Consider the following 23,083-nt stretch of genomic DNA (forward strand, 5'->3'; position numbering starts at 1 on the left):
TTTGAATGAATTAGTACCTCATAACATTTAACAACGCATTAACAGCAGTTTATAAACACAACACATACATTTGTACTTATAATTGTGTTTACTTTAAACACTTTGAGGAGGGATTATGAAATTACACTTTATAAATTTGTTAATTATTTTACTACTGTTTAATTGCAAAAACGATGGCAATAATTCAGAAGGTAATTATGCGTATTTAGGAGGTGAGATTATTAATCCTAATAGTGATTTTGTTGTCTTATTAAAACATGATGTGGTAATCGATACCATAAAACTCGATAACAAAAACAGGTTTCTTTATAAAGTCAACGACCTAAAAGAAGGCTTATATACATTTTACCATGGTGGTGAGATACAAATGGTTTTACTAGAACCTAAGGACAGTTTACTATTTAGATTGAATACACTTGAGTTTGATGAGTCGTTGGTTTTTACCGGTACAGGCGATAAAAAGAACAATTATCTAATCAATGAATTTCTTGAAAATGAAATTCAAGAAAAAAAGATTTTTAAGTTCTGTCAATTAAAACCAGAGGCTTACGAAAACAGAATAGACTCTTTAAAAGCATTTAAAACAAATAAATTAAACACATTTAAAGCCAGATACAACCCGTCTCCTTTATTTAATAAAATAGCAAAAGCCAATATAGATTATAGTTATTTCTCCAGTAAAGAAGTTTACCCGTTTGTACATCATGGAAACAACAAAGGAAACATTTTAAAATCGCTTCCTGAAGATTTTTACAACTATAGAAAAACCATCAATTACAATGACAGTTTCTTAAAAGAGCATTACTCCTACAACTCTTTTTTAAAATATAGCCTTAATAATTTAGCTCTAGAAAACCATACAGTCCACAGTGACAATGACACGTTTAGAAGAAGCTCGTTGTGCTACAATTTAGATAGACTTAAGCTTATAGACAGCTTAATTGACAATGAAACTCTTAAAAACAAACTCCTTTATTACTTTACGGCAAACTATTTATCAAAAAGTACCAATACCGAAAAGAGTGATGCCCTTTTAAGTGCTTATTTAAGTAAAAGCAGTGACGAAACAGATAAAAACGAAATAAAACGTTTTGCTACATCTTTAAATAATTTAAAAGAAGGTGGTCATTTTCCTAATATCAAAATTGTTGATTATAAAAATGCTGAATTTGATATCAACTCATTAATTAAAACGCCCACTGTAATATGTTTTTGGTCTAACGCATTCTACAATCATTTTAGAGAAAGTCATTATAAACTTAACGAACTTAAAGTTAAATATCCTGAGGTAAGATTTATAGTCATTAATATTGACGATTTCGGGTCGGATAAACCTAAAACTTCATTAAAAGAAAACAGATTTAATTTTAAAGATGAATACCAGTTTAAAAATCCAAAAGAATCTATAGAAGTATTGGCCATCCAACCTATGACAAAAACGATTGTTGTAGATAAGCATCAAAAAATAGTGTATAGTAATGCCAATATTTTTTCAATGAATTTTGAAGAGCAACTTTTGGGGGCTATTAATAGGAAGTAAGCCTATAATTTATAATGCTTCATCAACATTTTTTCATAAACCCTGTCTGGTAAGATACGTTTTAAAACAATTGAGAATTTCTGCATAAACTCACCTACTTTGTAATGTCCTTTTGGGTTTTTAGTATTTATAACTTTTAAAACCGCTTGCGCCATCATATTAGGGTCGCTGCCATTATCAACATGTGCATTCATTAAGTTTAAAGTATCACCATACGGTTTTTTGTATGGCGAATTATCTAAAAGTGGTGCATGGTATCTTCCTGAAGCAATATTGGTTGCAAAATCGCCAGGTGCTATGTTGGTCATTTTTATGTTGAAATCCTTCAATTCCATCCTAAAAGCCTCCGTAACAAGTTCTAGAGCACCTTTACTGGCACTATAAATACCTCGGTACGGTAAACCCATGTATCCTGCGATAGATGTAATATTAATTATTAATCCAGAATGTTGTTGGCGCATTTGTGGTAAAACCGTTTTAATAACGTTAATAGGTCCAAAAAAATTAGTATCAAAATTTGCTTTAATCTCAGCTTCAGGTATTTCTTCAATAGCTCCTGTAATACCCGCTCCTGCATTGTTTATAACGACATCTATCCTACCCTCTTTATCAATAATTACTTTTATGGTTTGTTGAATGGTTTCAATATTCTTAACATCTAACTCTAAAATAGGAAACCTGCTTTCTTTATATTTTTTTGGATTTCTACTGGTCCCATATACTATAAACCCCTTTTCGGTTAGATATTCGCCTACCGATTTTCCTATTCCAGAAGAACCTCCTGTAATTAATACAACTTTAGACATAGTTCAATTGATAATTGATAATTGATAATTGATAATGTAAAATTAACAATGAATTTGACAATGGCGGTTAAAAAGAAAAAAATTGAGTGGATTTGAGAAGAAAAACTTGTGTGAATAATGAACTCATTTTAAAGTTTTCGAATCCAAATATTCCTGAACTGGGTTTTATTGCCATGATCTTGAAGAGAAATCACATCATCACCATGGGCTTCAGGGTAATTATGTAATCCAATGTAATATGTGATCCCACTAATAGTAACATTATTTTGAACAAGTACACCGTTATGCAGTACAGTGATTCTTGCTGGAGCATCTAATGAACCATCTGCTTTAAATCGAGGAGCTGTATAGATTACATCATAGGAGTTCCACTCCATCGGATTCTTCATAACATTAACCAAAGGAGCATGATCTTTATAAATGCTTGCTGCCTGTCCGTTACGATAAGTGCGATTATTATAAGAATCTAATATTTGAAGTTCATACCTGTTCTGAAAAAAGACACCACTATTACCTCGACCTTGTCCTCCACTTTCTACCTCGTCAGGTGCACTGAATTCAAGATGCAACTGGCAATCCCCAAATGGCATTTTAGTTTGAATGTTACCTGAACCGGGCACTACTTCCATGTAAGTAGTGCCAATAATTTTCCATGGAGCCGGTTTCGTAACATCATTTTGACTAACCCATTGGTCAAGATTTTTACCATCAAACAAAATAATCGCATCTGAAGGGGCATCACCCTGCTTATTTGCTGGGGTTACTACTTTCACTTCCGGTTCCCATATTTCTGTCATTTCTGGTTTCATGGGCATAGGAGATGTTTTGGGAGGTAAGCTCTGGTAACCTTCTTGCGCTTTAGCATGAAAAGCAAAATACCCCATTAATATGGCGCAGAGATAAATTGTTTTTGATTCCATAGTTTGGTGAATTAATTAAAATTTCTACTTTTTGTATTTAAAAAGAATAAAAATAATATTCTATTGAATAGAAACCAACGTTTATATATAATACTGCGGTTTTGTGAGGGAGGATTTTCCGAAGGGCATGGGTGAAGCGAATTGGTGCAAACAAAATCGGTAGCCAGCAAACGGGCAACTCAGAAAAAGATGATATTTTAGGCTTCTTTTATGAGATTCCCACTTTCGTGGGAATGAATAAAAAAAAGGCAAGCTACCTACATCACACCGCTACGACCATTTACCTTTGCTGCGTTCCCGCCCTGGAGGATTCAACAGGAGCTGGTTGTGTAGGACTTGCCCGCTGCAAAGATACAACCTTTTAAAATTTTCACAATGATTTTTTAAACTGATTTTAAATAAATATCTTGCCCAAAATTTAATTTTTCAAATGAATACTCTTAAATACTTATTAATCATTTCGTTAAACACCATAATTATTTCTTGTGGTTCCAATACAGGTCAAAATAAAAATGATTTCAGCATAAAAACCAATGCCGTAAAGGGCGATATTTCTAATAATGAGACCTTAAATCTTTCTATTGAAAACAAAAAAAACCATCCGATCGATTCTGTAAGCTATATACTCAATGATAAAAAGATCAGTGATAAGTCCGATTTAAAAACCTTTAAATTAGGAAAACATACGATCAATGCCACAATATATTTTAATAATGAAAAACAAACAGCCGCTACAACTATTACCATTTTAAATAGTGAAGCGCCAAAAGTATATACTTATAAAATTATTAATGAATATCCACACGATATTACCTCATACACCCAAGGGCTTGAATTTTATAATGGCAATTTATATGAAAGTACTGGGCAACTCAAAGAATCGAAATTAAGACAGGTTGATTATAAAACTGGTGAAGTTGTGAAAAACATCAATTTAGCAGATGCTTATTTTGGAGAAGGACTAACCATACTTAACGATAAAATTTACCAGCTTACATGGCAATCGGGTACTGGTTTTGTGTACGATGTCAATACATTTGAAAAAATAAATAGCTTTAAATACGGAAATAGTAAGGAAGGTTGGGGCATATGTAACGATTCTAATAAACTTTATAAAAGCGACGGCACCGAGAATATTTGGCTTTTAAACCCCGAGACCTTGATTGAAGAAGACCACATTCAAGTATATACCAACAAAGGGAAAATTATTGGGATTAATGAAATGGAGTGGATTCATGGTGTTATATATGCCAACCGCTATCAAAAAGATGGAGTTGCTTTAATAAACCCTACAAACGGTGCTGTTATTGGCGTAATTGATTTTTCTCCATTAAAAAAGTTAGTAACACAACATCAAGGGTTGGATGTATTAAACGGTATTGCCTATAACCCTGAAACCAAAACCATTTTTGTTACAGGAAAACGTTGGGACAAATTGTTTGAGGTTGAAATTGTTGAAAGTAAGTTTAATTAAATCAACCTGTTTACAATGAGTGTTGTTTTTAGGAAATATTAAAATGAACGATATTTTTTGTAAATTTGTTTAATCGTAAAGAATTTAAAAAATGGATATTCAAACAACAAAACTCGAATTACTAAAAACCATCTTGGAAAATGAAAATTCTGAATTTATCCAACGAGTAGCTGATTTTGTCAAAAGAGAAAAAACTGATTTTTGGAATGAATTACGCCCTTCCGAACAAAAAGAAATTAAAAAAGGTATTGAGGAATTAGATAACGGAAAGAGGGTTTCTTATGAATCTTTTTTGAAGAAAATCTCTTAGTGAATGAAAATCTTTTTATCTGAACTTGCTGAATCTAAACTTTTAAAACTTTCCGAATATCTATTAGAAAATTGGGACTTAAAAACAAGAGATAAATTCATTGCAAAACTGACTGAAAAGGTTAACCTAGTATCTTCCCAACCAAAAAGCTGCACAAAATCATCTGAAATTGAAGGTCTTTACAAATGTGTCGTGACAAAACATACTACTTTTTATTATAGAATATTGGCTGAACAACAAGAAATAGAGATAATAACGATTTTTGACACAAGGCAACATCCTGAAAAACTAAAGAAGGATATAAAATAAAAAAGCACGAAAGCTGTGTAATCCCAAATTACTAAAATCCACAAAAATACTAGCTAAGAAAACGTACTTTAAATAACACCCTGAAAGATATCTATTGATTTTTTGCCTGAAACTTAAAAAATGCATGCGACACAGGAATAAACATCAACCCAATGATTATAAAAACAATAAAAGCATTTTTTAAGTTAAATGCCTGTGCCAAATAGCCTATTAGCGGTGGCCCAATTAGCATCCCAAAAATAGCATAAGTAGTAATTATGGATATTGCCATGCCTGGTGAATATTTTTTTGAGGTTCCAGCCAGCGATAATGTTACAGGGAAAATAGCTGCCGTACCAAAACCTACAAAACAGAAGCCTAATAACGCAGGCCAAAAAAATGGGAATATCACAGCTATTGCAATCCCCAAGGCTATCAATACCGAACTTAAAATGTACATTTTTTGCAAGCCAAATTCATTGACTAGCCTATCGCAAAAAAACCTTGAAAGAGCCATAGTGGTCATAAACATGAGGTAACCATAGGTGAAAATTTCTTCTTTTACAACATCTTTAAAATAAACCCCACTCCAATCGAACATACCGCCTTCACAAATAGCTCCAAAAAATATCAACACACCCAAGTACAAAATAAACGGGTCTGGTTTTCCTATTATTAGTTTATTTCCGGTAGGCGATTTATCCCCTTTTATAGTAAATCGATAGGTTACTAAAGCAATTATCAATCCAATTATGGAGATACTTAACAAGTGAATTTGAATTGAAATTCCCATTTTTACCATTAAAGTGGAAAAGGCAACACCTACTAAACCACCCGTACTCCACAGCCCATGAAAAGCACCCACTACACGTTTTTCAAACTTTCTTTGCAAGGTTATAGATTGTGTGTTTACCGATATATTTAAAATTCGCATACAAAACGAAAACAAACAAACCGATAATACTAACAATAATGGTGTTGTTGCAAAACCAATACACGTTAAAGCAATAGAAAAGAAAACAAACGATACAATAAGCGGTACACGACTATCAAATTTTGATACCAACCAACCAGAAATAGGTAGCCCAATTAAAGAACTTATAGGCATTGCCAAAAGAATGGTACCAAGTTCGGCTTCATTCAAATTAAAAAAATCTTTTATGGTAGGAATACGAGATGCCCACGATGCAAAGCAAATACCCGACAAGAAAAAATAGACACTTAGCGCTATGCGTTGTTTGCTCTTTAATTCCATTATTGTTAGCTATATAATTTAATACCTATGGCATAACTTTCCGAAAGACTCAACTAGCTTGGTCTTTCAAGCTGCAAAAATAGCATAACATTTTGGTTTTTCTAATATAAAACAAATTAATGCACGGGGCTCTGCGTACAGGGGCAATTGCTGATGCCCTGCAGAAACTCCAGCCCTATGGTAATGACGTGCGTACCGGAATTATAGCCCGACAGGTCGTTCATGGTCACCTGGTAGGCATACCCAAAATAGAATATGTCCTTTTTGAAGCCTACCATCGGGCCGATGTTCAGGGGCTTCAGGAACTGGTCGTTCAGATAGCGGTACGAGATCCCCGCCCAATAATAGTCCTCCTTCCTGTTGTATTTCCTGAACTTGAAGTTAATGTCGGTACTGCTCCGCTTGTCACTGCTGAACATCTGGTAATACACCGATGGCTCAAACTCCAGGCCGCTCTTCTTCGGGCCCCTAAAGGTATAACCGGAATAGATCTGGTAGTTCAGCAGCAGGTTGGGCTCGGAGACCCGAATGTCCTCGTCGATCTTCTTTTCCAGGATGTTGTTGGCGTTGAAACTGGCAAAGAACCCCTTGTTCCTGTACAGTACGCCCACATCGAAATTGTTGTTGGTCGTGGACCTATCGTCCGTTATCACCGGATTTGAGACCGGTGGCTGGTCGGTGCCGTCCGTGAACTGACTGGTATCGATCCTAAAGTTGTTTATGTTATAGGAGATCCCAAGCGATAGGTACTGCTTGGAATAGTAGTCCAGGATAAGGTGGTGCGCAAAAGAGAACTTGGCCCCTTTCTGCAGGGTGTTCCCGTTCTTGTCGTTGTAGAACGACAGCCCAACCCCGCTGCGGTCAGCGATCCTGAAATCGGCATAGAACGATTGGTTGTCCGGGGCGTCCTTGATGCCGACCCACTGCGTCAGACCGTTGGCCCTCAGCTTGAGGTTGTCACCTATGCCCGCATAGGTCGGTGAGACCACAAAATTGTTGTCCGCCAGGTATTGCGTAAAGACGGGCAGGTTGAGCTCCTGACCATGGCTTTTGCCCAGGACCGCTAACAGTAGGTATATAATTAATTTTCGCATCTATCTTATTGTTCTTGTTGTTTTAGAGGGCCACTCCGATATGGCCCATTCCATTATCTATAGAGTGTAAAGTGCCCCACAAAGTCACGGTCGTCCTTGGGGTCGTTCAGCCTCACCACGTACCAGTAATCCCCGGTCGGAAGCTCTTTGCCGTTATAGTTCCCGTCCCACTTATCGCCTACCCGGAGGGTCGCTACCTTACGGCCGTACCTGTCAAAGATATCCACCGTTAAACGGCCGTACTGGGAAGCGCACCCAGGGCCCCAGCCCTCGGTGGCCGGCGTAAAATAGTTCGGGATGCACACGTCCACGTACTCAAAGTATCCGGAAGCCGTTGCAAAACAGCCGTAACTGTCGGTCACCGTGACCGTATAGGTGCCCGATTCGTAGATCAGGAAGGTATTGGTGCTGCCATACGGTTCGCCGTTCAGGGTGAACTCATAATCGCCGGAACCGCCAGTAGCTGTGGCCACGATCTCGTTAAACCCGCCTTCTTCCAGCACGAGTGCCAGTGGACCGTACTCTTCAATATCAAACGCTTCCGTTCTTTGGATACACCCATTGGTATGTCTTACGTCTATATAATGTCCCAGACCTGCCGGTACGTTCTCAAACTGATTGCTTGTTTGGTACGGACCATTGTCCAGTGAATAGTCCAGGTCGGCAGGATCTGTACTGGTATCTACGGTAACCGTAACCGTGTTGGTCGATACGTTGTTGGTACAGCCAAATACCACTACGGCTTCGGGGTTTATCGTTACCGATTCCGGGAAGGTGATGTTCCATTCGGTCTCGCAGCCCTGGGCATCGCGCACATACACGATATGGTCGCCTCCTCCTAAATTAGAGAACGTGAATTGTGTCTGCGCTGGGTCGCCCTGAACATAGCTTCCGTTAATATCATCCAAAGCAACACTGTAAGGTGCAGTCCCTCCAGAAACTTCAATACTGAACTCGCCGTCCATATCGCCCTCACACATCTCAGGGATAAGTGAATTTGGTACAATAGTTATAAATTGTGGGTCTGGTTGCTCTACTGTAAAATCGATTAGCACATAACATCCCAGCTCATCCTGTGCGATGGCTTGGTAATCGCCAGGAGCCAAATTATCAAAAATTGGTTCATCAAAGAATTGGTTTAACTGTGGTGAAATAGCATACTTAATAATACCAGTACCACCAGTAGCAACAATCTCTATGACACCATCGTTATTTCCATTACACAGCACATTAGTTACCGTATGTTGAACCTCTAATGGCAAATCAGGTTCCGTAATTGTTACTTGGGCGCTTGTGGTCAAACAATCTCCACTGTCCACACGTACTTGGTAGGTGCCTATCGGTAGCTCCGTAAATACTCCGGGGCTGTTTTGGGTTGCCCCCGGTATATCGGTTCCCGAACCGTCCTGTAAGGTGTACACATAATTACCTAAACCTCCTTCAGCTTCGGCTATGATAACACCTGTGGCATCTCCTGCACAGTTAATGGTGGCATTGGTCGTATCCAAAGTAACCGCCAATATTGGCAATGGATCAATGGTTATCCCGTTGGATACATTGGCTGTACAGGCATTGGCATCTCTAACATAATATGCATAAGTTCCTGGTGCTACAGAAAAAGTAACATTTGAAGTAAAGGATCCTATAACGTTAGTAAAAGATACATCATCACTATATTCATAAATCCCTGTTCCTCCCGTAGCACTTAATGTTAGCGTTGCTTGTGTCTCACAGGTTTGGGACGTTGCCTTTACTAAACTGGCTACTATTTGCTCTGGTTCCGATATAATAACATCGGTTGTTGTAAACTCACAATTATAGCCATCGGTAACCGTAACATTGTACGTTCCCGCTCCCAGTCCGCTAAATACCGGCGATGTCTGTGGACCCGACGATGTTACCGTTGGCAGCACCATATTAAGGGTGTACGTGTAATTACTGCCCTGTCCGCCCGTTACATTGCTTACGGTTATTGTTGCGTTTTTATCTCCAAAGCAAGACAATAAAGTTGGTGTTCCCGTTACCGTGGCATTTATTGGGGTTGGTACTACCAGTGTTACGGGCACTGATGCTTCGCAATCTTTGCTATCCTTAACTTTTACAATATAATCACCAGCAGTTAATCCTGTGAAATTTGATACTGAACTGTAAGGAACAACTACTGTACCTCCAGTGATTTCCAATTGATATTCATAACCACCTGGCCATCCACCTGTAGCGCTAGCAGAAATAGAACCATCATTATTACCACTTACACAGGTGATTTCCGTATGGGTTTCAGTGATGTCTAAAGCAGCCGTTGGTGCCGTAATGGTAAAGTTTTTACTTACTGTACAATACGGTGCATTAGTTAACGTAGCGGTTATTGTATAGGTCCCTGAAGCTAAGCCTGGAATTGTTATCGGACCAGCATTGGCTATTGTTCCTGAAGTTATAGGTGTTCCTAAAGCATCAACAACATTGTAACTAAAAGCACCGGACTCATCTGTAGGTGTAGGGACTCTATCTATAAACGTCACATTCACACTACCATCAGAATCACTAAAACACGTGACATCAACAACAGAATCAATAGTAAGATCAAACGTATTAGGATCATTAACATAATGAGCCGTTTGCAAACTACAATCTGTATCTAAATTGGTAACGGTTATTATGTAATTACCAATTGGTAATCCAGTGAAAACACCGGTAGCATTTGTCTGACTGTAAATACCTCCTGTTACGCTGCCATCAACATCTTCTACTGTAAATTGCAGATTGGTTGGCGTGCCTCCAGAACTGGTTACCAAAACGGTTATATCTTCATCATTGGTACAGGTGATGGCATTATCAATATTTACATTAATATCTTCTAAACCTATAAATGGATTTATAGTTGCTGAAGTTGTTCCTTGACACCCATTATCATCATACACATTGATAGTGTATGCTCCACCTAATAAATCAGCTTCAGTATATACATTATTTGAACCCGATTGAACAACTGAGGTCCCTCTTATAAACTCATAAATGGTATAATTACCTGAACCACCTATAACACCACCTACCGTTATTGTTGCAAAATTTGTGGCATTGGTACCTGAAGTACAGTCGTAATCATCAACAACTGGAGCTGGAACATCTATAAGATCTGGTTCCCTTACCGTTTCTTGCTGTGTTAAACTACAGTTTCTTCCAGAAGTCACTGTTATATTATAAGTTCCTGGTGCTAATCCTGTAAATACATTGGACGTTTGTGTAGTTACACCGTTGTCTAAGCTATAAGTATAAATCGGATTATCATTACTTGCAGGTAAGTTTACTGTAATACTGCCATCACTACCACCATTACAGCTAACATCTGTTGGCATCGTTGTAAAAGTTACCGGTGTTGGAGCTTCCAATGTGACATCTATATCTTTTGTACAATTTGTTGTTGTATCGGTTATGGTAACGGTATATGTACCTGAAGGCACACCTGAAATCACGTTTCCTGATATAGACCCTACATTCGGACTAATAGCATAAGCATAGTTTCCTGAGCCACCAGAACCTGCTACTGTAATTACGCCGTCATCATCGGTACAGCTTGGTAAAGTAGTTATGACTGCATTTAAGTCTAAAGCAGGATAGATAGTTATAGGTGTTGTACTATCAGCAGTACACCCGTTGCCATCTTTTATAGTTACTGTATAGGTTCCTGGAGTAGAAACCGTAAATGTAGAACTGGTTTGGAATCCACCTCCAATAGAATAACTAAATGGTGCTATTCCTGTTGGATTTGTCACAGTAAATGTAAATGGATCTCCATTTAAATTACATTGATTATCAGAAATACTTGGAACCGTTACTGTTGGTAGTGGATCTGTATCAATAGTTATATTAATATCATCGATACAACCATTCGCATCTCGTACCCAAGCTACCCAAGTTGTACTTATTGCTGGATCTAAAACAGCTGAATTACTATTTGAATAATCAGAATCAACTGCTGCCCCAGATACAATAAATGCATATTGATAAGGCGATGTGCCTCCTGTAGCTCCAACCGTTACTTGGGCTCCGAAATTACAATTCGCATTCACATTACTTGCTTCAGCAAGTGTTAATACTGGAGGCTCACTGACAGTTACCGTAGCAGTCGCTGTACAGTCTGTGGTTTCATCTGTTACTACAATGGTTTGATCTCCAAACGTTAATCCTGGTAACGAAATTGTTGGGTTTGTTTGCCCAACTATCGCTGGACTGCCATTAATTGTGTAGCTATAAGTAGATGCGAAATTTGATACGGTAAAGACTACCTCACCATTGGCTTCAGTGCTACAATTAACATCGCTGACCAATTGTCCTGAAACGGTAATATTGGTTACAGGAGCAACTGAATAAGATTCTGTATAATAACAACCATTAGCATCGGTAACGGTAAACACATAGGTGTCTGGTGCTAAACCAGTAAATATACCATTTGAAGCTCCCGTAGTATTTCCTATTGCACTTGCAGGCGAAATGATTTCATACGTTAATGGGCCAACACCATCTGTTGCCGTTAATGTGACATCACTTGTCACAGCTAAACATGTTACTGGTGTAGAAACAAAATCCAAATCTGTTGGTTCATCTAAAGCTGGTATAATAACATCTATTGGCGTTACAATAATACAGCCATTAGCATCTTTAATATAAGCCGTTACAGTTCCTGCATTATATGTTGTATAGGTATTGGTTGATGTATAATTTACACCAGCATTAAAACTATAGGTATAAGGTGCTGTACCTCCACCACCTGTAATGGTTACTATAGCTGGTTGGGTTGCATTTCCTGTGCCACAAGTAAGCCCTTGTGTTAAGGTTCCAGTTCCATCTACCGGTGTTGGATCAGTAATGGTTACTGTTGTTGGTGCAGAATCACAATTCTTACTATCTCTTACAACCACATCATATGGTCCAGCAGATAATCCTGTAAAGAGATTGGATGCTTGGAACGTTACGCCATTATCAATACTATATTGATATGGTGCAATACCATTTGCAGCAGTAATAACGATACGACCGTCTGCTCCACCGTTACAACTTACATGAGTTGGTGTAGGTGTAAATGTTGGTGTTGTATTAGGTGTTACTGTAATGGTATTTGATTCTGCTTGACATCCTTGAGAATCTGTTACCCTAAACTGATAAGTTCCATCTAAAGTAGTCGTATAAGTTGTTCCGACAATAGCAGTATAAACACCTCCATTAAAACTAACTTCATAGGTAGTATAACTTCCTGTTCCCCCTGTTGGTGTTATGGTAATACTTGCATCCACAGTACATGTCAAATCTTGGGTCAAATCGGCATCTAATAACAATGGTGGTTGCACCACAAAAGTATCTGATGCTATACAGCCATTAGCATCTTTTATACTTATGGTATAAGTTCCTGATGCATTAATTGTAAAGTTAGGACTTGATTGATATGTACCACCTATACTATAGGTTAAAGGTGCCGTACCAGTTCCTGTTAATGTTATATTGAACGGTGTGCCATCAAAACATTGTTCAGCAACTGGGTTTATAGTTGGGTCTGGGTCTGATGCTATTGTCTCGTTAAGAGTAATAGAACATCCATTAGAATCTACTACAACTATATCCCAATTTGTTCTTATTGAAGGATCTAAATTTAGCACGTTGCTTGATCCAAAATCACCAACAGCAGGTATAAAACCTGGTGCTCCAGCTGCATACTGGTAAGGTCCAGTACCACCTGTTGTAGTAACTGTTATTTGCGCTCCTGTATTACAATTTGCATTAACTTCATCTGTAATTGCTGATAAAAGTGGCTGAATTGGTTGTGTAATTTGGAATGGTTTTGAAACGGTACATAAAGTTCCATCTACTTCTTGAACAAATAATGTGTAATTACCTGCTGGCAATCCATTAATAACACCATTAACTGGAGAGCCTGTTAGACCTAGGAATGTGCCATTTTGTGCTGGAATTATAGGTAAATTTGTTAATTCATCTTGAACTTCATAATATAGTGATGTCACAGATGGGTCATAATCTAAAATAGTAAAACTTACACTACCGTCATTATCGCCATTACAATTTACATTAGTTGTAGTAATAGGGTTAATATCAATAGCTGATAAAACTGGGGTTGTAACTTCTATAATAGAATAACATCCACCTGCATCAATAACTTGAAATAAATACGTTACACCATGATTTAACCCCGTAAATGTATGAGAACTTGCTGCTGTAGGTCCAAAAGAAGTTGCTGGCTGTCCATATATTGAATACGTAAATGGGGCAGCTCCAGTAATAACAGAAATGTCTACAGTAGCTCCTGTAGCACAAGATCCTGTAGAGGTAACAGCATCTAATTGAATATTTGGTGGCGTTTCTATTCTTAGTTTACCACTGCGGTATTCGCACCCTTTTGAATCAACAATGGTAACATAATAATCCCCAAATGACAAACCTGAAAATGTGTGTGCTGTTGATGCTGTGCTAACACTAGCACCTATTTGAGTATAGGTGTTATCATATAGCGTATATGTAAAAGGAGAAATTCCTCCAGAATTAATGGTAATATCTAAACTACCAGGTACATTGGCATTACATTGTATGGCGTTTCTAACTATTGATACATCTATAGGCAATGGATCTGTTAAATTAATAGTTCCTGATACTTCACATCCCTTACTATCCCTTACTACATAATCATAATTGCCGGCAACCAATCCTCCAAATATATTTGAAGACGTAAAAGTAGAACCTCCATCCATACTATAAGTAAAAGGAGACTCCCCTGTTAATGGAGTTAATCTAATGGAGCCATCAGAACTTCCATTACAAGTTGGGTCGACAGTTGATGTTGATACTGTTACAGAAACAATAGCATTTGTTGTTATCACATTCGTTTCTTGAGTACACCCATTCGCATCGATAATTTCAAATTGATAAGTATCTGCAGCAGACGTATTATAAGTAAATGACGTTCCTGCAAATGCTGTTGAAGTACCATAAGCTCCTGCTCCTATTTTAACTCTATAAGTATAAGGTGCATTTCCTCCAGAAACCGTTACATCGATGGCTGCATCAGTTGGTAGGGAACATGTTAAATCCTTTGTTAAAACAGCACTAGCTGTAATGGGTGCAAAAACCTCTGTTTGTGTGGCACTAGTTGCTGTACAACCATTTCCATCTCTTATAGTAATCGTATAACTTCCTGCTGCGTTTACTGTAAAGGTTGGACTTGTTTGGTATGATGCCCCACCATTTATACTATATGAAAGTGGCGCAGTGCCTGATCCCGAAACGGTAAAAGTAAATCCAGAAGTAGCAGTACACTGGTTTGATACCGTTGGTGCGGTTACCGTTGGCAAGGCATCTTCAATAATAGTAACAGTAGTCATCTCAGGACAGCCATTAGCATCTTTTACATATACATCCCAAACTAAATCCGATGCACTATTGGTGTCTACAGTTATGACATTACTACTATTATAATCAAGTGCCGTTGGTGCTGGTGCACCCGTTACAACTGCTGCATAAGTATAATTTGGCGTGCCTCCTGTTGCTGTCACTGTAATTTGAGATTCGTAATTATTACAATGTACATTAGTAGCTGTAGCAGATTCAATACTAAGTGCTGCAGGCTCTTCAATGGTAATTGTTTCATTGGCAGTACATCCTGTTGTTGTATCGGTTACTTCTAAAGTATAACTTCCCGCTACTAAACCTGTTACATCTATAGTATTTCCAGATTGACTTAAAGTTCCTGTATTAGGGGACAAAGAACTTGTATAGGTTCCAGAATTACCGGAAACCGTAAATTGAATGGCTCCCGTAGTACCACCATTACATAACACATCACTTAATTTCAATCCTGTTACTACAATAGGCGTAACGGGATTAATTGGGAAAGACTCTGTATAGTAACAACCATTGGCATCAGTAACTCTAAACACATAAGTATCTGGTGCTAAACCTGTAAATATACCTGTTGTAGTGCCTGTTGTGTTTCCAATAGCACTTGCTGGTGAAATAATTTGGTAAGTTAATGCACCTACTCCATCTGTAGCCGTTAGTGTTACATCAGAAGTTGTATCGATACAAGTTATTGGTGTAGCTGAAAAAGATAAATCTGTTGGTGGGTCTAATTGTAATATGGTAATAGAACCACTATCCGTACAACCATTGGCATCTTGTACAGAAAACGTAATAACTTGGTCTGTACCATTATCATTTACTGTTAATGTATTATTTGAGCTATAACCAGATCCGTTGAAACTGTACAAATACGGAGCCGTTCCTGTTGTTGGAACATCAATGGTCACGACCGCTGATTGTTTTGTATTGGTAGCACTACAACTGAATGCTGTTGCATCTGCCGTAACAACTAAAGCTGTTGGCTCTGTTAAAGTTACGGTATCGCTGAAAATACATGCGTTGGCGTCTTGTACTTCATAAGTATAAATACCTGCTCCTAACCCTGTGTACAATGATGTTGAAGAAAAAGAACTTCCATTAAAACTATAAATATAAGGACCAACGCCATCGGCTGGAATTATTTGTACCGAGCCATCCGTACCCCCATTACAACTTGGGTTTACCGTTGTTGTAGTGGCTGTTGGATCTATAATGGGGTTTACTGTAATGACATTTGAAACCGCCTGACAACCATTGGCATCTGTTACCTGAAATTGGTAAGCGCCATCTGTTCCTGTTGTTAAAGTAAAGGTGCTTCCTGACAGGTTAACTGTTCCTGTTCCTTGAATTAAACTTACTGTATAAGGTGGATATCCTTCTGAAATGCTTCCTGAAATAACAGCATCTGGTGATGTTGTACAATCCAATTCTTTAGTTAACACGGCACTTACCGTTACTTGATTAGCTATGGTTTCAGTAGGTAAAACAACCTCACATCCATAAGCGTCCCTTACAGTTATATTATAAGTTCCTGGTGTTAAATTAGAAAAAACATTATTCGATTGGAATGCACCACCGTTAATACTGTATTCATAAGGTGCTTGACCATCTGACGCAGTAACTTCCAAGGTTGCGCCATTCATAGCATCATAGCAATAATCGGTATTGATCATTAAAGCAGTTGGTGCATTCGGTGCTACTAAGCTAAGTGTGGTAGTCGCTGGACATCCATTAGCATCAGTCGCTCTAATAGTATAATCTCCCGCAGCTACGTTGGTTAAAATACCATTACTAGGAAAATTAGCCACTAAATTTAATGAGGCATCCAACAATTCATAAGCATAAGCTGGAGAACCTCCTGTTGCTGTTGCCGTAACAGTCGATCCGTCAAGACAGGTTACCGGTGTTCCAGAGGCTGATACAGTCAAAGGAGTTGGTTCCGTAATGTCTTGAGCTAGCGTAAAACTACAGGTATCTGCTGCATCTTCATAACGTACTTGAATGGTATAGCTACCCGCTGCCAATCCAGTAATCGTGTAAGGTGATGTTATTTGAGTGTTCCAGGTTGTACCATTATCCATAGAATACTGGAACCCATTTGTGGCATCGAAATTTTGAACGGCAATGGTTATGGTTCCATCGGCTCCCCCAGAGCAGTTTACGTTGGAAGCTCCCGTTATATCTGCCGTAAACGCTTGACCCGATGGTATAATAAAAGGAAAGTCTTCTTGAGATATACACGTTGTTGGAAGTTGATATACCTCAATATCATCAACTGCAAAATCAATTCCATTTACTTGTGCTATTTCTAACCTTAAAACAAAGTCCAAAGTCGTATTGTTTCCTGGATTAATCGTTTTGTTATACTCTACCCAACCATTGGTTTTTGGTATCCCACCAGTAGATTCCGAAGATAAAGCGACACCATTACTATCCTGTAACTCTACAGTAAGTGAAGCATCAGGTTGTGTATTCCCTACTCGTAGTAAATTAGTAGCAAAAAAGCGTACTTGAATAGGTTGGTTTGGAATAATATCATTAATCTGTTTTCTATAAACTACCGCATTGTTTGGTATGGCATATCCGGCATCAACGGCTAAAAACCTACCGGGAATACTACCAGAGGTATGGTCTCTCGGACTCCACCAACCATTATAAGGATTATTTCTAAGTTCATTGGTAACGGTATATTCTCCATTACCAAAAAGTCTGTTGCCATTACATTTTGTAGCTTCAACCTGTCTTTCAAAACAAAAATTAGGATTCACTCCTGGTGATGTCACATCGCCTCCATAACCAAAATCCTCAAACAATAAATTACTAAAAGTTGGTACAGTTTCCAATTTATAAGTAACACTTATGGTATGGTTTCCTTCTGGAACATCTAAAAATGTTTGGGGGTCGGCAGTATTCGTATTTTCTACACCATCTAATAAATAGGTATAGCTATAGGTATTGCTTCCTGAATTTGTTACGGTTACAGTAGCATCAGCAGTGCCATCACAATTATAATCAGGATCCGAAACATCTATAGTGGGCGCAACCGGTTCAGGGTCTAATACAACACCTGGCATAGGATAAATACAAGCGTTGGCATCTCTTATATACAGTGTATAAGTTCCTGGAAACACATAAGCTTCATTGGAGGTTATCCAAGTCGCTTGATTATCAAAACTATATTCGTAAGGAGGTGTGCCACCTTGCGGATTTGTAATGCGTACTTTACCTTCACCATTAGGACCACATCCAGCTAATTCCGACACACCTGCCGAAGCTGTTAAAGCTGTATCAGGCTGTGTTATAGTGATTTCTTGGGTTTCAGTAAAACAATCCATTCCATCTAGTGAATATTTAATACTTGTAGAATAAGTACCTGCACTAAGGTTTAAGAACGTTGGGTTGGCACTATAAGTCGTTCCACCATCGATACTATATGTGATAGCATATCCATTAGCATTGGTTACATCAAACTGTATGACTCCTATATTATCTCCATAACATAATATATCTGTAGAGCCCATCGTATAAACTGGCTCTGGTATGCTTTCGATATATTGGGTTGTTGTTGCACTACAGTTATTGGAATCTACAACCAAAATGGTGTAGTCTCCAGAGGTAGGTGCTATTATTACAGGAGTGTCTTGAAAATCTGTGGAACCATTTACATAATATAAATAAGGTGGTGTGCCTCCATTAGGATAAACTGTTATTTCACCATCAGTACAGGTTATCGGTTTTGTAACTGCAGAGGTCGCTGTTAACACTGGTGGGTTGATGATTTCAATATCATCTGTAAAAGTACAGCCATCATCCGTTGATACCGTATATGTGTAAATTCCTGGATTAAGATTAGGAAACGTATAATCACTTTCTAAAATGGGACCAACACTATTAACTAATGTTCCACCCTGGGAGATGCTATAGTAATATTGTGGAAGCGCATCATTGACTGCTAATTTTATACTTCCAGTATCACCATTACAATTTGGTTGGGTAACAAATTCCGAAACACTAACATCCCTTTGTCTAACATAAATACTTGGTGTTTCAAAAATACATGGGTTAGAATCTACCTCTATTTGTCTTATATATACAGTATAATAATTAGGTGTATTGATAGTAAACACATTAGATAATTGATATGGACCCGTAGGGTCTAAACTATATTCATATCCACTAGGAACGCCTCCAACTGTTATTTCACCTGGTGTTGTACAAATAATGTCTTTAGCTGTAACAGTAGGGCTTAATAAGTTTTTATAAACATTAAAATAGAAAATACTAAAACATCCACCAGGATAATTTATAACAATCCTGAACTGCCCAGAAGTATCAGCTACATAATTAGGTCCTGTAGCTACTTGATTCCATGTACATGCTGGATTTTCATTGGCACAATCATCAATTGTCATTGCGGCACAACTGGTTTCATCTAACTTTTCCCAAATAATTGATACAGCATCACTAATACCTGTGGTAATAGCTCTAGTATCATTGGCACCACACAAGAAAATATATGGCAATACCTTACCATCATTAGGACAGATTGGTAGTAGATCTGCATAAGGAATTATTGGATTGTTAATGGTATTTCCATAGGGAATAACCGTTATCTCTTCTTGAATAGATGTACAAGTTGAAGATGTTGTATCGGTTACATAATAAGTACCTGTATCTGTTGCAGTATAGGTCTGACCTGTACCTATGACTGGTGAACCAGTTGGACTTGTAGACCAAGAATAACTATCATAACCAGCAGCCGCTGTTAAAAGGACACTGGTGCCACAAAGCACTTCATTTCTTTCGAAGCTACAATTTGAAATGTTTACCAGAAAATTAGTGGAGCCTGGAACACCTAAACATTCTGTTGTTGCAAAACTTCCTTCGTCTTGAATTACAGTAGGATTAACTACACCTCTATAAGTTGCAAAAGCCTGATTTTTTATTTCATTAGAACAAGCCTGGCTCAGGTCATAACAATTAGGTACCACTTGAACAGCTATACGTATTACAAAACTCGGGTCATTAACCTCTACAGAAGTATCCGGAATATTAAAAATAAGCGTTCTGGTAACTGGATCGTAAGATTGCAATGTAGCACCTCCTGCATTACTGTAATCGATATCAGTATTAGGATCAAAAACAATGTTATCAGGAAGCACATCCTTTATGGTGAATTGCGTAACATTATCATTGCCTACACTTTGATAGGTAATTTCATAAAATAAATTTTGCCCTAAGGTTACATCTGCTCCATCAATATCATTTCCAGAAGTGTCTAATACGACTTTAGTGAGGTCAATATCCGGCGCAATAATATCAACAGCAAAGGCACTAAAAAAAGCAAAAATGGGATCTGCCTGACCTTGAGCTACTTGTAACCTGAAATCAGCAGAAGACTCATTGTTCTTAATAAACTCTGGTTCAGCATCTAATAGTTCCAAAAAACCAGTATCATAACCCAATGTGTTACTACTCATGGGGTTTCTTGGGTTTGAAACACCATTTGTGTTTTCTATTACAGAACCAAAAAATTTATTGGCAGATCTTAATGGTGTTGTTACTTCTTTTCCATTAATCTCTAATTTTGTAGCCCGTCGTGTTCTATCACCATCTAATGTTGCATAAGCAAATTGTAAATCTATGTGGGATGGACTTGGAGGCGTTGTAAACCCTGTAACTGGAACTGTTTCTTGATGGCCATCATAAATATGACTAAATCCATCAAATGTGGTAAATGATTTAGTATGAAGGCTTGGATCTTCATAAATCACAAAAAGTGTCCAACCTGCAGATAATCCTGTTGAATTATTAAAACCCAAACTAGACGTTACATTTGCCACTGTATAGGTTCCTTCAATATCCGATAAACCAGATAACAAATTAGTGACATCTGCATAACATGCATAAGGTGTATTTCCTTGTTCATTGGTTGCTGCAATAATAGGACTAACAATTGCATCATAAATAACTTCACCTGTTATATCATTATAGGTTGAGCTACCGGGTAACTTAAACTTTACTTGATTGATATTTGTTCTACTACCACTTTGAAGTACTGCACCCCAATACAAGGCTGCATAAGCAACTCTGTAACATGTTGTTGCACTTCCATCTTCATGATCGGATAATAAAAGGTCTGCAGCACTGGAACTAAATGTTGAAGCATCAGAGTCAACATCTATATATTGCATTGATATATCTTGGTTATCCTTTGATGTATCATTAAAAGGCAGATTATCTTTACCAAGAATATTATTTCCAATTACAAGCATACTACCCTTAACTTCTACATTTTCCCTTACGGTAAAAGGCTTGTAAGTTTGTGCAAACAGCTGCATACTTAGTAAAAATAATAAAATACGCAATCCTGTTTTTAGATATGTAATTTTTTTCATAAGCAGGTAATTTTGGTTGGTTGTTTTTGGTTGGGATGTTAAAAAATTACTTAGAAAAGTGTTTCAAACCACTTCATAAATTTTATTCCTACACTTGAAACATTTTATCTTAAATAATCGTTTTTAAACGGCATAAATATCGTAAATTATTTTGGAACATTAATAAATCAATCCTATAAATAAAGTATTTTATCGACAAAATAATGCTTTAGACCTTAAATGTTAATTAATTATGTAGTATTTTTATACAAAAAATAATCCCCGACAGAGCCACCGGAGTATTCAACAGAAAAGAGTTTATTTTTAGTTTGATGAAAACCTTAGGTTTTTAAATTTTCCTTTTTACTCACAGAGTAGAGCCTCGGAAAATTCTTTTTGAATAAACAAATTTCTTGAAACGAACAATCTCAGAGACAAAACCATAGGGGTATTTTTGCTCGTTTCATTATGTCCTAAAGACACAAAAACCAAAATTTAGTTATGACACCTCTCCCAAAATTGCCTGACAGTTTTGACCTCTCCTCAAGGTGAGGTTGAAGCAGATACGAGCAAAGCGAACTGGAGAAGCAAACCCCGGGGCAAGCCCCGAGGAATTCTTTAGATTAAAAACAAATTAATGCACGGGGCTCTGCGTACAGGGGCAATTGCTGATGCCCTGCAGAAACTCCAGCCCTATGGTAATGACGTGCGTACCGGAATTATAGCCCGACAGGTCGTTCATGGTCACCTGGTAGGCATACCCAAAATAGAATATGTCCTTTTTGAAGCCTACCATCGGGCCGATGTTCAGGGGCTTCAGGAACTGGTCGTTCAGATAGCGGTACGAGATCCCCGCCCAATAATAGTCCTCCTTCCTGTTGTATTTCCTGAACTTGAAGTTAATGTCGGTACTGCTCCGCTTGTCACTGCTGAACATCTGGTAATACACCGATGGCTCAAACTCCAGGCCGCTCTTCTTCGGGCCCCTAAAGGTATAACCGGAATAGATCTGGTAGTTCAGCAGCAGGTTGGGCTCGGAGACCCGAATGTCCTCGTCGATCTTCTTTTCCAGGATGTTGTTGGCGTTGAAACTGGCAAAGAACCCTTTGTTCCTGTACAGTACGCCCACATCGAAATTGTTGTTGGTCGTGGACCTATCGTCCGTTATCACCGGATTTGAGACCGGTGGCTGGTCGGTGCCGTCCGTGAACTGACTGGTATCGATCCTAAAGTTGTTTATGTTATAGGAGATCCCAAGCGATAGGTACTGCTTGGAATAGTAGTCCAGGATAAGGTGGTGCGCAAAAGAGAACTTGGCCCCTTTCTGCAGGGTGTTCCCGTTCTTGTCGTTGTAGAACGACAGCCCAACCCCGCTGCGGTCAGCGATCCTGAAGTCCGCATAGAACGATTGGTTGTCCGGGGCGTCCTTGATGCCGACCCACTGCGTCAGACCGTTGGCCCTCAGCTTGAGGTTGTCACCTATGCCCGCATAGGTCGGTGAGACCACAAAATTGTTGTCCGCCAGGTATTGCGTAAAGACGGGCAGGTTGAGCTCCTGACCATGGCTTTTGCCCAGGACCGCTAACAGTAGGTATATAATTAATTTTCGCATCTATCTTAT

10 protein-coding genes and 1 other RNA gene are annotated in these 23,083 nt (G+C 38.2%); 4 read left to right on the forward strand and 7 right to left on the reverse strand.

Annotated features, from left to right (window positions below; genetic code table 11):
* The first annotated feature begins 115 nt into the window (after nucleotides 1-115).
* A complete protein-coding gene (locus CJ739_RS17750; protein ID WP_117177752.1) occupies nucleotides 116-1,540 on the forward strand; it encodes a TlpA family protein disulfide reductase in 1,425 nt (474 codons plus the stop codon).
* Between the two features lie 2 nt (nucleotides 1,541-1,542).
* Here CJ739_RS17750 and CJ739_RS17755 read toward each other — a convergent pair whose 3' ends face one another.
* The 3 genes from CJ739_RS17755 to ffs form a co-directional block, all read right to left on the reverse strand.
* Nucleotides 1,543-2,346: an SDR family oxidoreductase gene (locus CJ739_RS17755; RefSeq protein WP_117177754.1), complete on the reverse strand. Its 804-nt coding sequence runs from the start codon at nucleotides 2,344-2,346 to the stop codon at nucleotides 1,543-1,545.
* 128 nt (nucleotides 2,347-2,474) lie between these two features.
* Complete coding sequence (locus CJ739_RS17760; protein ID WP_117177756.1) at nucleotides 2,475-3,266, reverse strand: 3-keto-disaccharide hydrolase; 792 nt, start codon at nucleotides 3,264-3,266, stop codon at nucleotides 2,475-2,477.
* A gap of 243 nt (nucleotides 3,267-3,509) precedes the next feature.
* An RNA gene (ffs, locus tag CJ739_RS17765) (signal recognition particle sRNA small type) lies at nucleotides 3,510-3,608 on the reverse strand.
* 88 nt (nucleotides 3,609-3,696) lie between these two features.
* Here ffs and CJ739_RS17770 point away from each other — a divergent pair.
* The 3 genes from CJ739_RS17770 to CJ739_RS17780 all read left to right on the forward strand — a co-directional run bounded on the left by CJ739_RS17770 (nucleotide 3,697) and on the right by CJ739_RS17780 (nucleotide 5,359).
* The gene (locus tag CJ739_RS17770; RefSeq protein ID WP_117177758.1) at nucleotides 3,697-4,740 is read left to right on the forward strand and encodes a glutaminyl-peptide cyclotransferase; all 1,044 of its coding nucleotides are present in this window, start codon (nucleotides 3,697-3,699) and stop codon (nucleotides 4,738-4,740) included.
* A gap of 91 nt (nucleotides 4,741-4,831) precedes the next feature.
* Nucleotides 4,832-5,050 (forward strand): hypothetical protein, encoded by a 219-nt coding sequence (locus tag CJ739_RS17775; protein WP_117177760.1) that lies wholly within the window; start codon nucleotides 4,832-4,834, stop codon nucleotides 5,048-5,050.
* A 3-nt stretch (nucleotides 5,051-5,053) separates the two neighbouring features.
* Nucleotides 5,054-5,359 carry a type II toxin-antitoxin system RelE/ParE family toxin gene (locus tag CJ739_RS17780; protein ID WP_117177762.1) on the forward strand — a complete coding sequence of 102 codons (306 nt, stop codon included), beginning with the start codon at nucleotides 5,054-5,056 and terminating at the stop codon, nucleotides 5,357-5,359.
* 91 nt (nucleotides 5,360-5,450) lie between these two features.
* On the opposite strand, the gene CJ739_RS17785 is transcribed toward CJ739_RS17780, so the two are convergent.
* The 4 genes from CJ739_RS17785 to CJ739_RS17800 form a co-directional block, all read right to left on the reverse strand.
* Complete coding sequence (locus CJ739_RS17785; protein WP_117177764.1) at nucleotides 5,451-6,593, reverse strand: MFS transporter; 1,143 nt, start codon at nucleotides 6,591-6,593, stop codon at nucleotides 5,451-5,453.
* A gap of 116 nt (nucleotides 6,594-6,709) precedes the next feature.
* Nucleotides 6,710-7,687 carry a PorP/SprF family type IX secretion system membrane protein gene (locus tag CJ739_RS17790; RefSeq protein WP_117177766.1) on the reverse strand — a complete coding sequence of 326 codons (978 nt, stop codon included), beginning with the start codon at nucleotides 7,685-7,687 and terminating at the stop codon, nucleotides 6,710-6,712.
* A gap of 53 nt (nucleotides 7,688-7,740) precedes the next feature.
* Nucleotides 7,741-21,483 (reverse strand): T9SS type B sorting domain-containing protein, encoded by a 13,743-nt coding sequence (locus CJ739_RS17795; RefSeq protein WP_117177768.1) that lies wholly within the window; start codon nucleotides 21,481-21,483, stop codon nucleotides 7,741-7,743.
* Nucleotides 21,484-22,096: 613 nt separating this feature from the next.
* Nucleotides 22,097-23,074, reverse strand: coding sequence for a PorP/SprF family type IX secretion system membrane protein (locus CJ739_RS17800; protein ID WP_117177766.1), 978 nt, complete (start codon nucleotides 23,072-23,074; stop codon nucleotides 22,097-22,099).
* Nucleotides 23,075-23,083: the final 9 nt, after the last annotated feature.

This window comes from Mariniflexile sp. TRM1-10 (assembly GCF_003425985.1).
In the GTDB taxonomy this organism is placed as follows: domain Bacteria; phylum Bacteroidota; class Bacteroidia; order Flavobacteriales; family Flavobacteriaceae; genus Mariniflexile.

Bases quoted from the DNA above. Each gene is read 5' to 3' on its own strand.
- CJ739_RS17750 (WP_117177752.1), top strand. From the start codon at position 116: ATGAAATTACACTTTATAAATTTGTTAATTATTTTACTACTGTTTAAT.
- CJ739_RS17755 (WP_117177754.1), bottom strand. From the start codon at position 2,346: ATGTCTAAAGTTGTATTAATTACAGGAGGTTCTTCTGGAATAGGAAAA.
- CJ739_RS17760 (WP_117177756.1), bottom strand. From the start codon at position 3,266: ATGGAATCAAAAACAATTTATCTCTGCGCCATATTAATGGGGTATTTT.
- CJ739_RS17770 (WP_117177758.1), top strand. From the start codon at position 3,697: ATGAATACTCTTAAATACTTATTAATCATTTCGTTAAACACCATAATT.
- CJ739_RS17775 (WP_117177760.1), top strand. From the start codon at position 4,832: ATGGATATTCAAACAACAAAACTCGAATTACTAAAAACCATCTTGGAA.
- CJ739_RS17780 (WP_117177762.1), top strand. From the start codon at position 5,054: ATGAAAATCTTTTTATCTGAACTTGCTGAATCTAAACTTTTAAAACTT.
- CJ739_RS17785 (WP_117177764.1), bottom strand. From the start codon at position 6,593: ATGGAATTAAAGAGCAAACAACGCATAGCGCTAAGTGTCTATTTTTTC.
- CJ739_RS17790 (WP_117177766.1), bottom strand. From the start codon at position 7,687: ATGCGAAAATTAATTATATACCTACTGTTAGCGGTCCTGGGCAAAAGC.
- CJ739_RS17795 (WP_117177768.1), bottom strand. From the start codon at position 21,483: ATGAAAAAAATTACATATCTAAAAACAGGATTGCGTATTTTATTATTT.
- CJ739_RS17800 (WP_117177766.1), bottom strand. From the start codon at position 23,074: ATGCGAAAATTAATTATATACCTACTGTTAGCGGTCCTGGGCAAAAGC.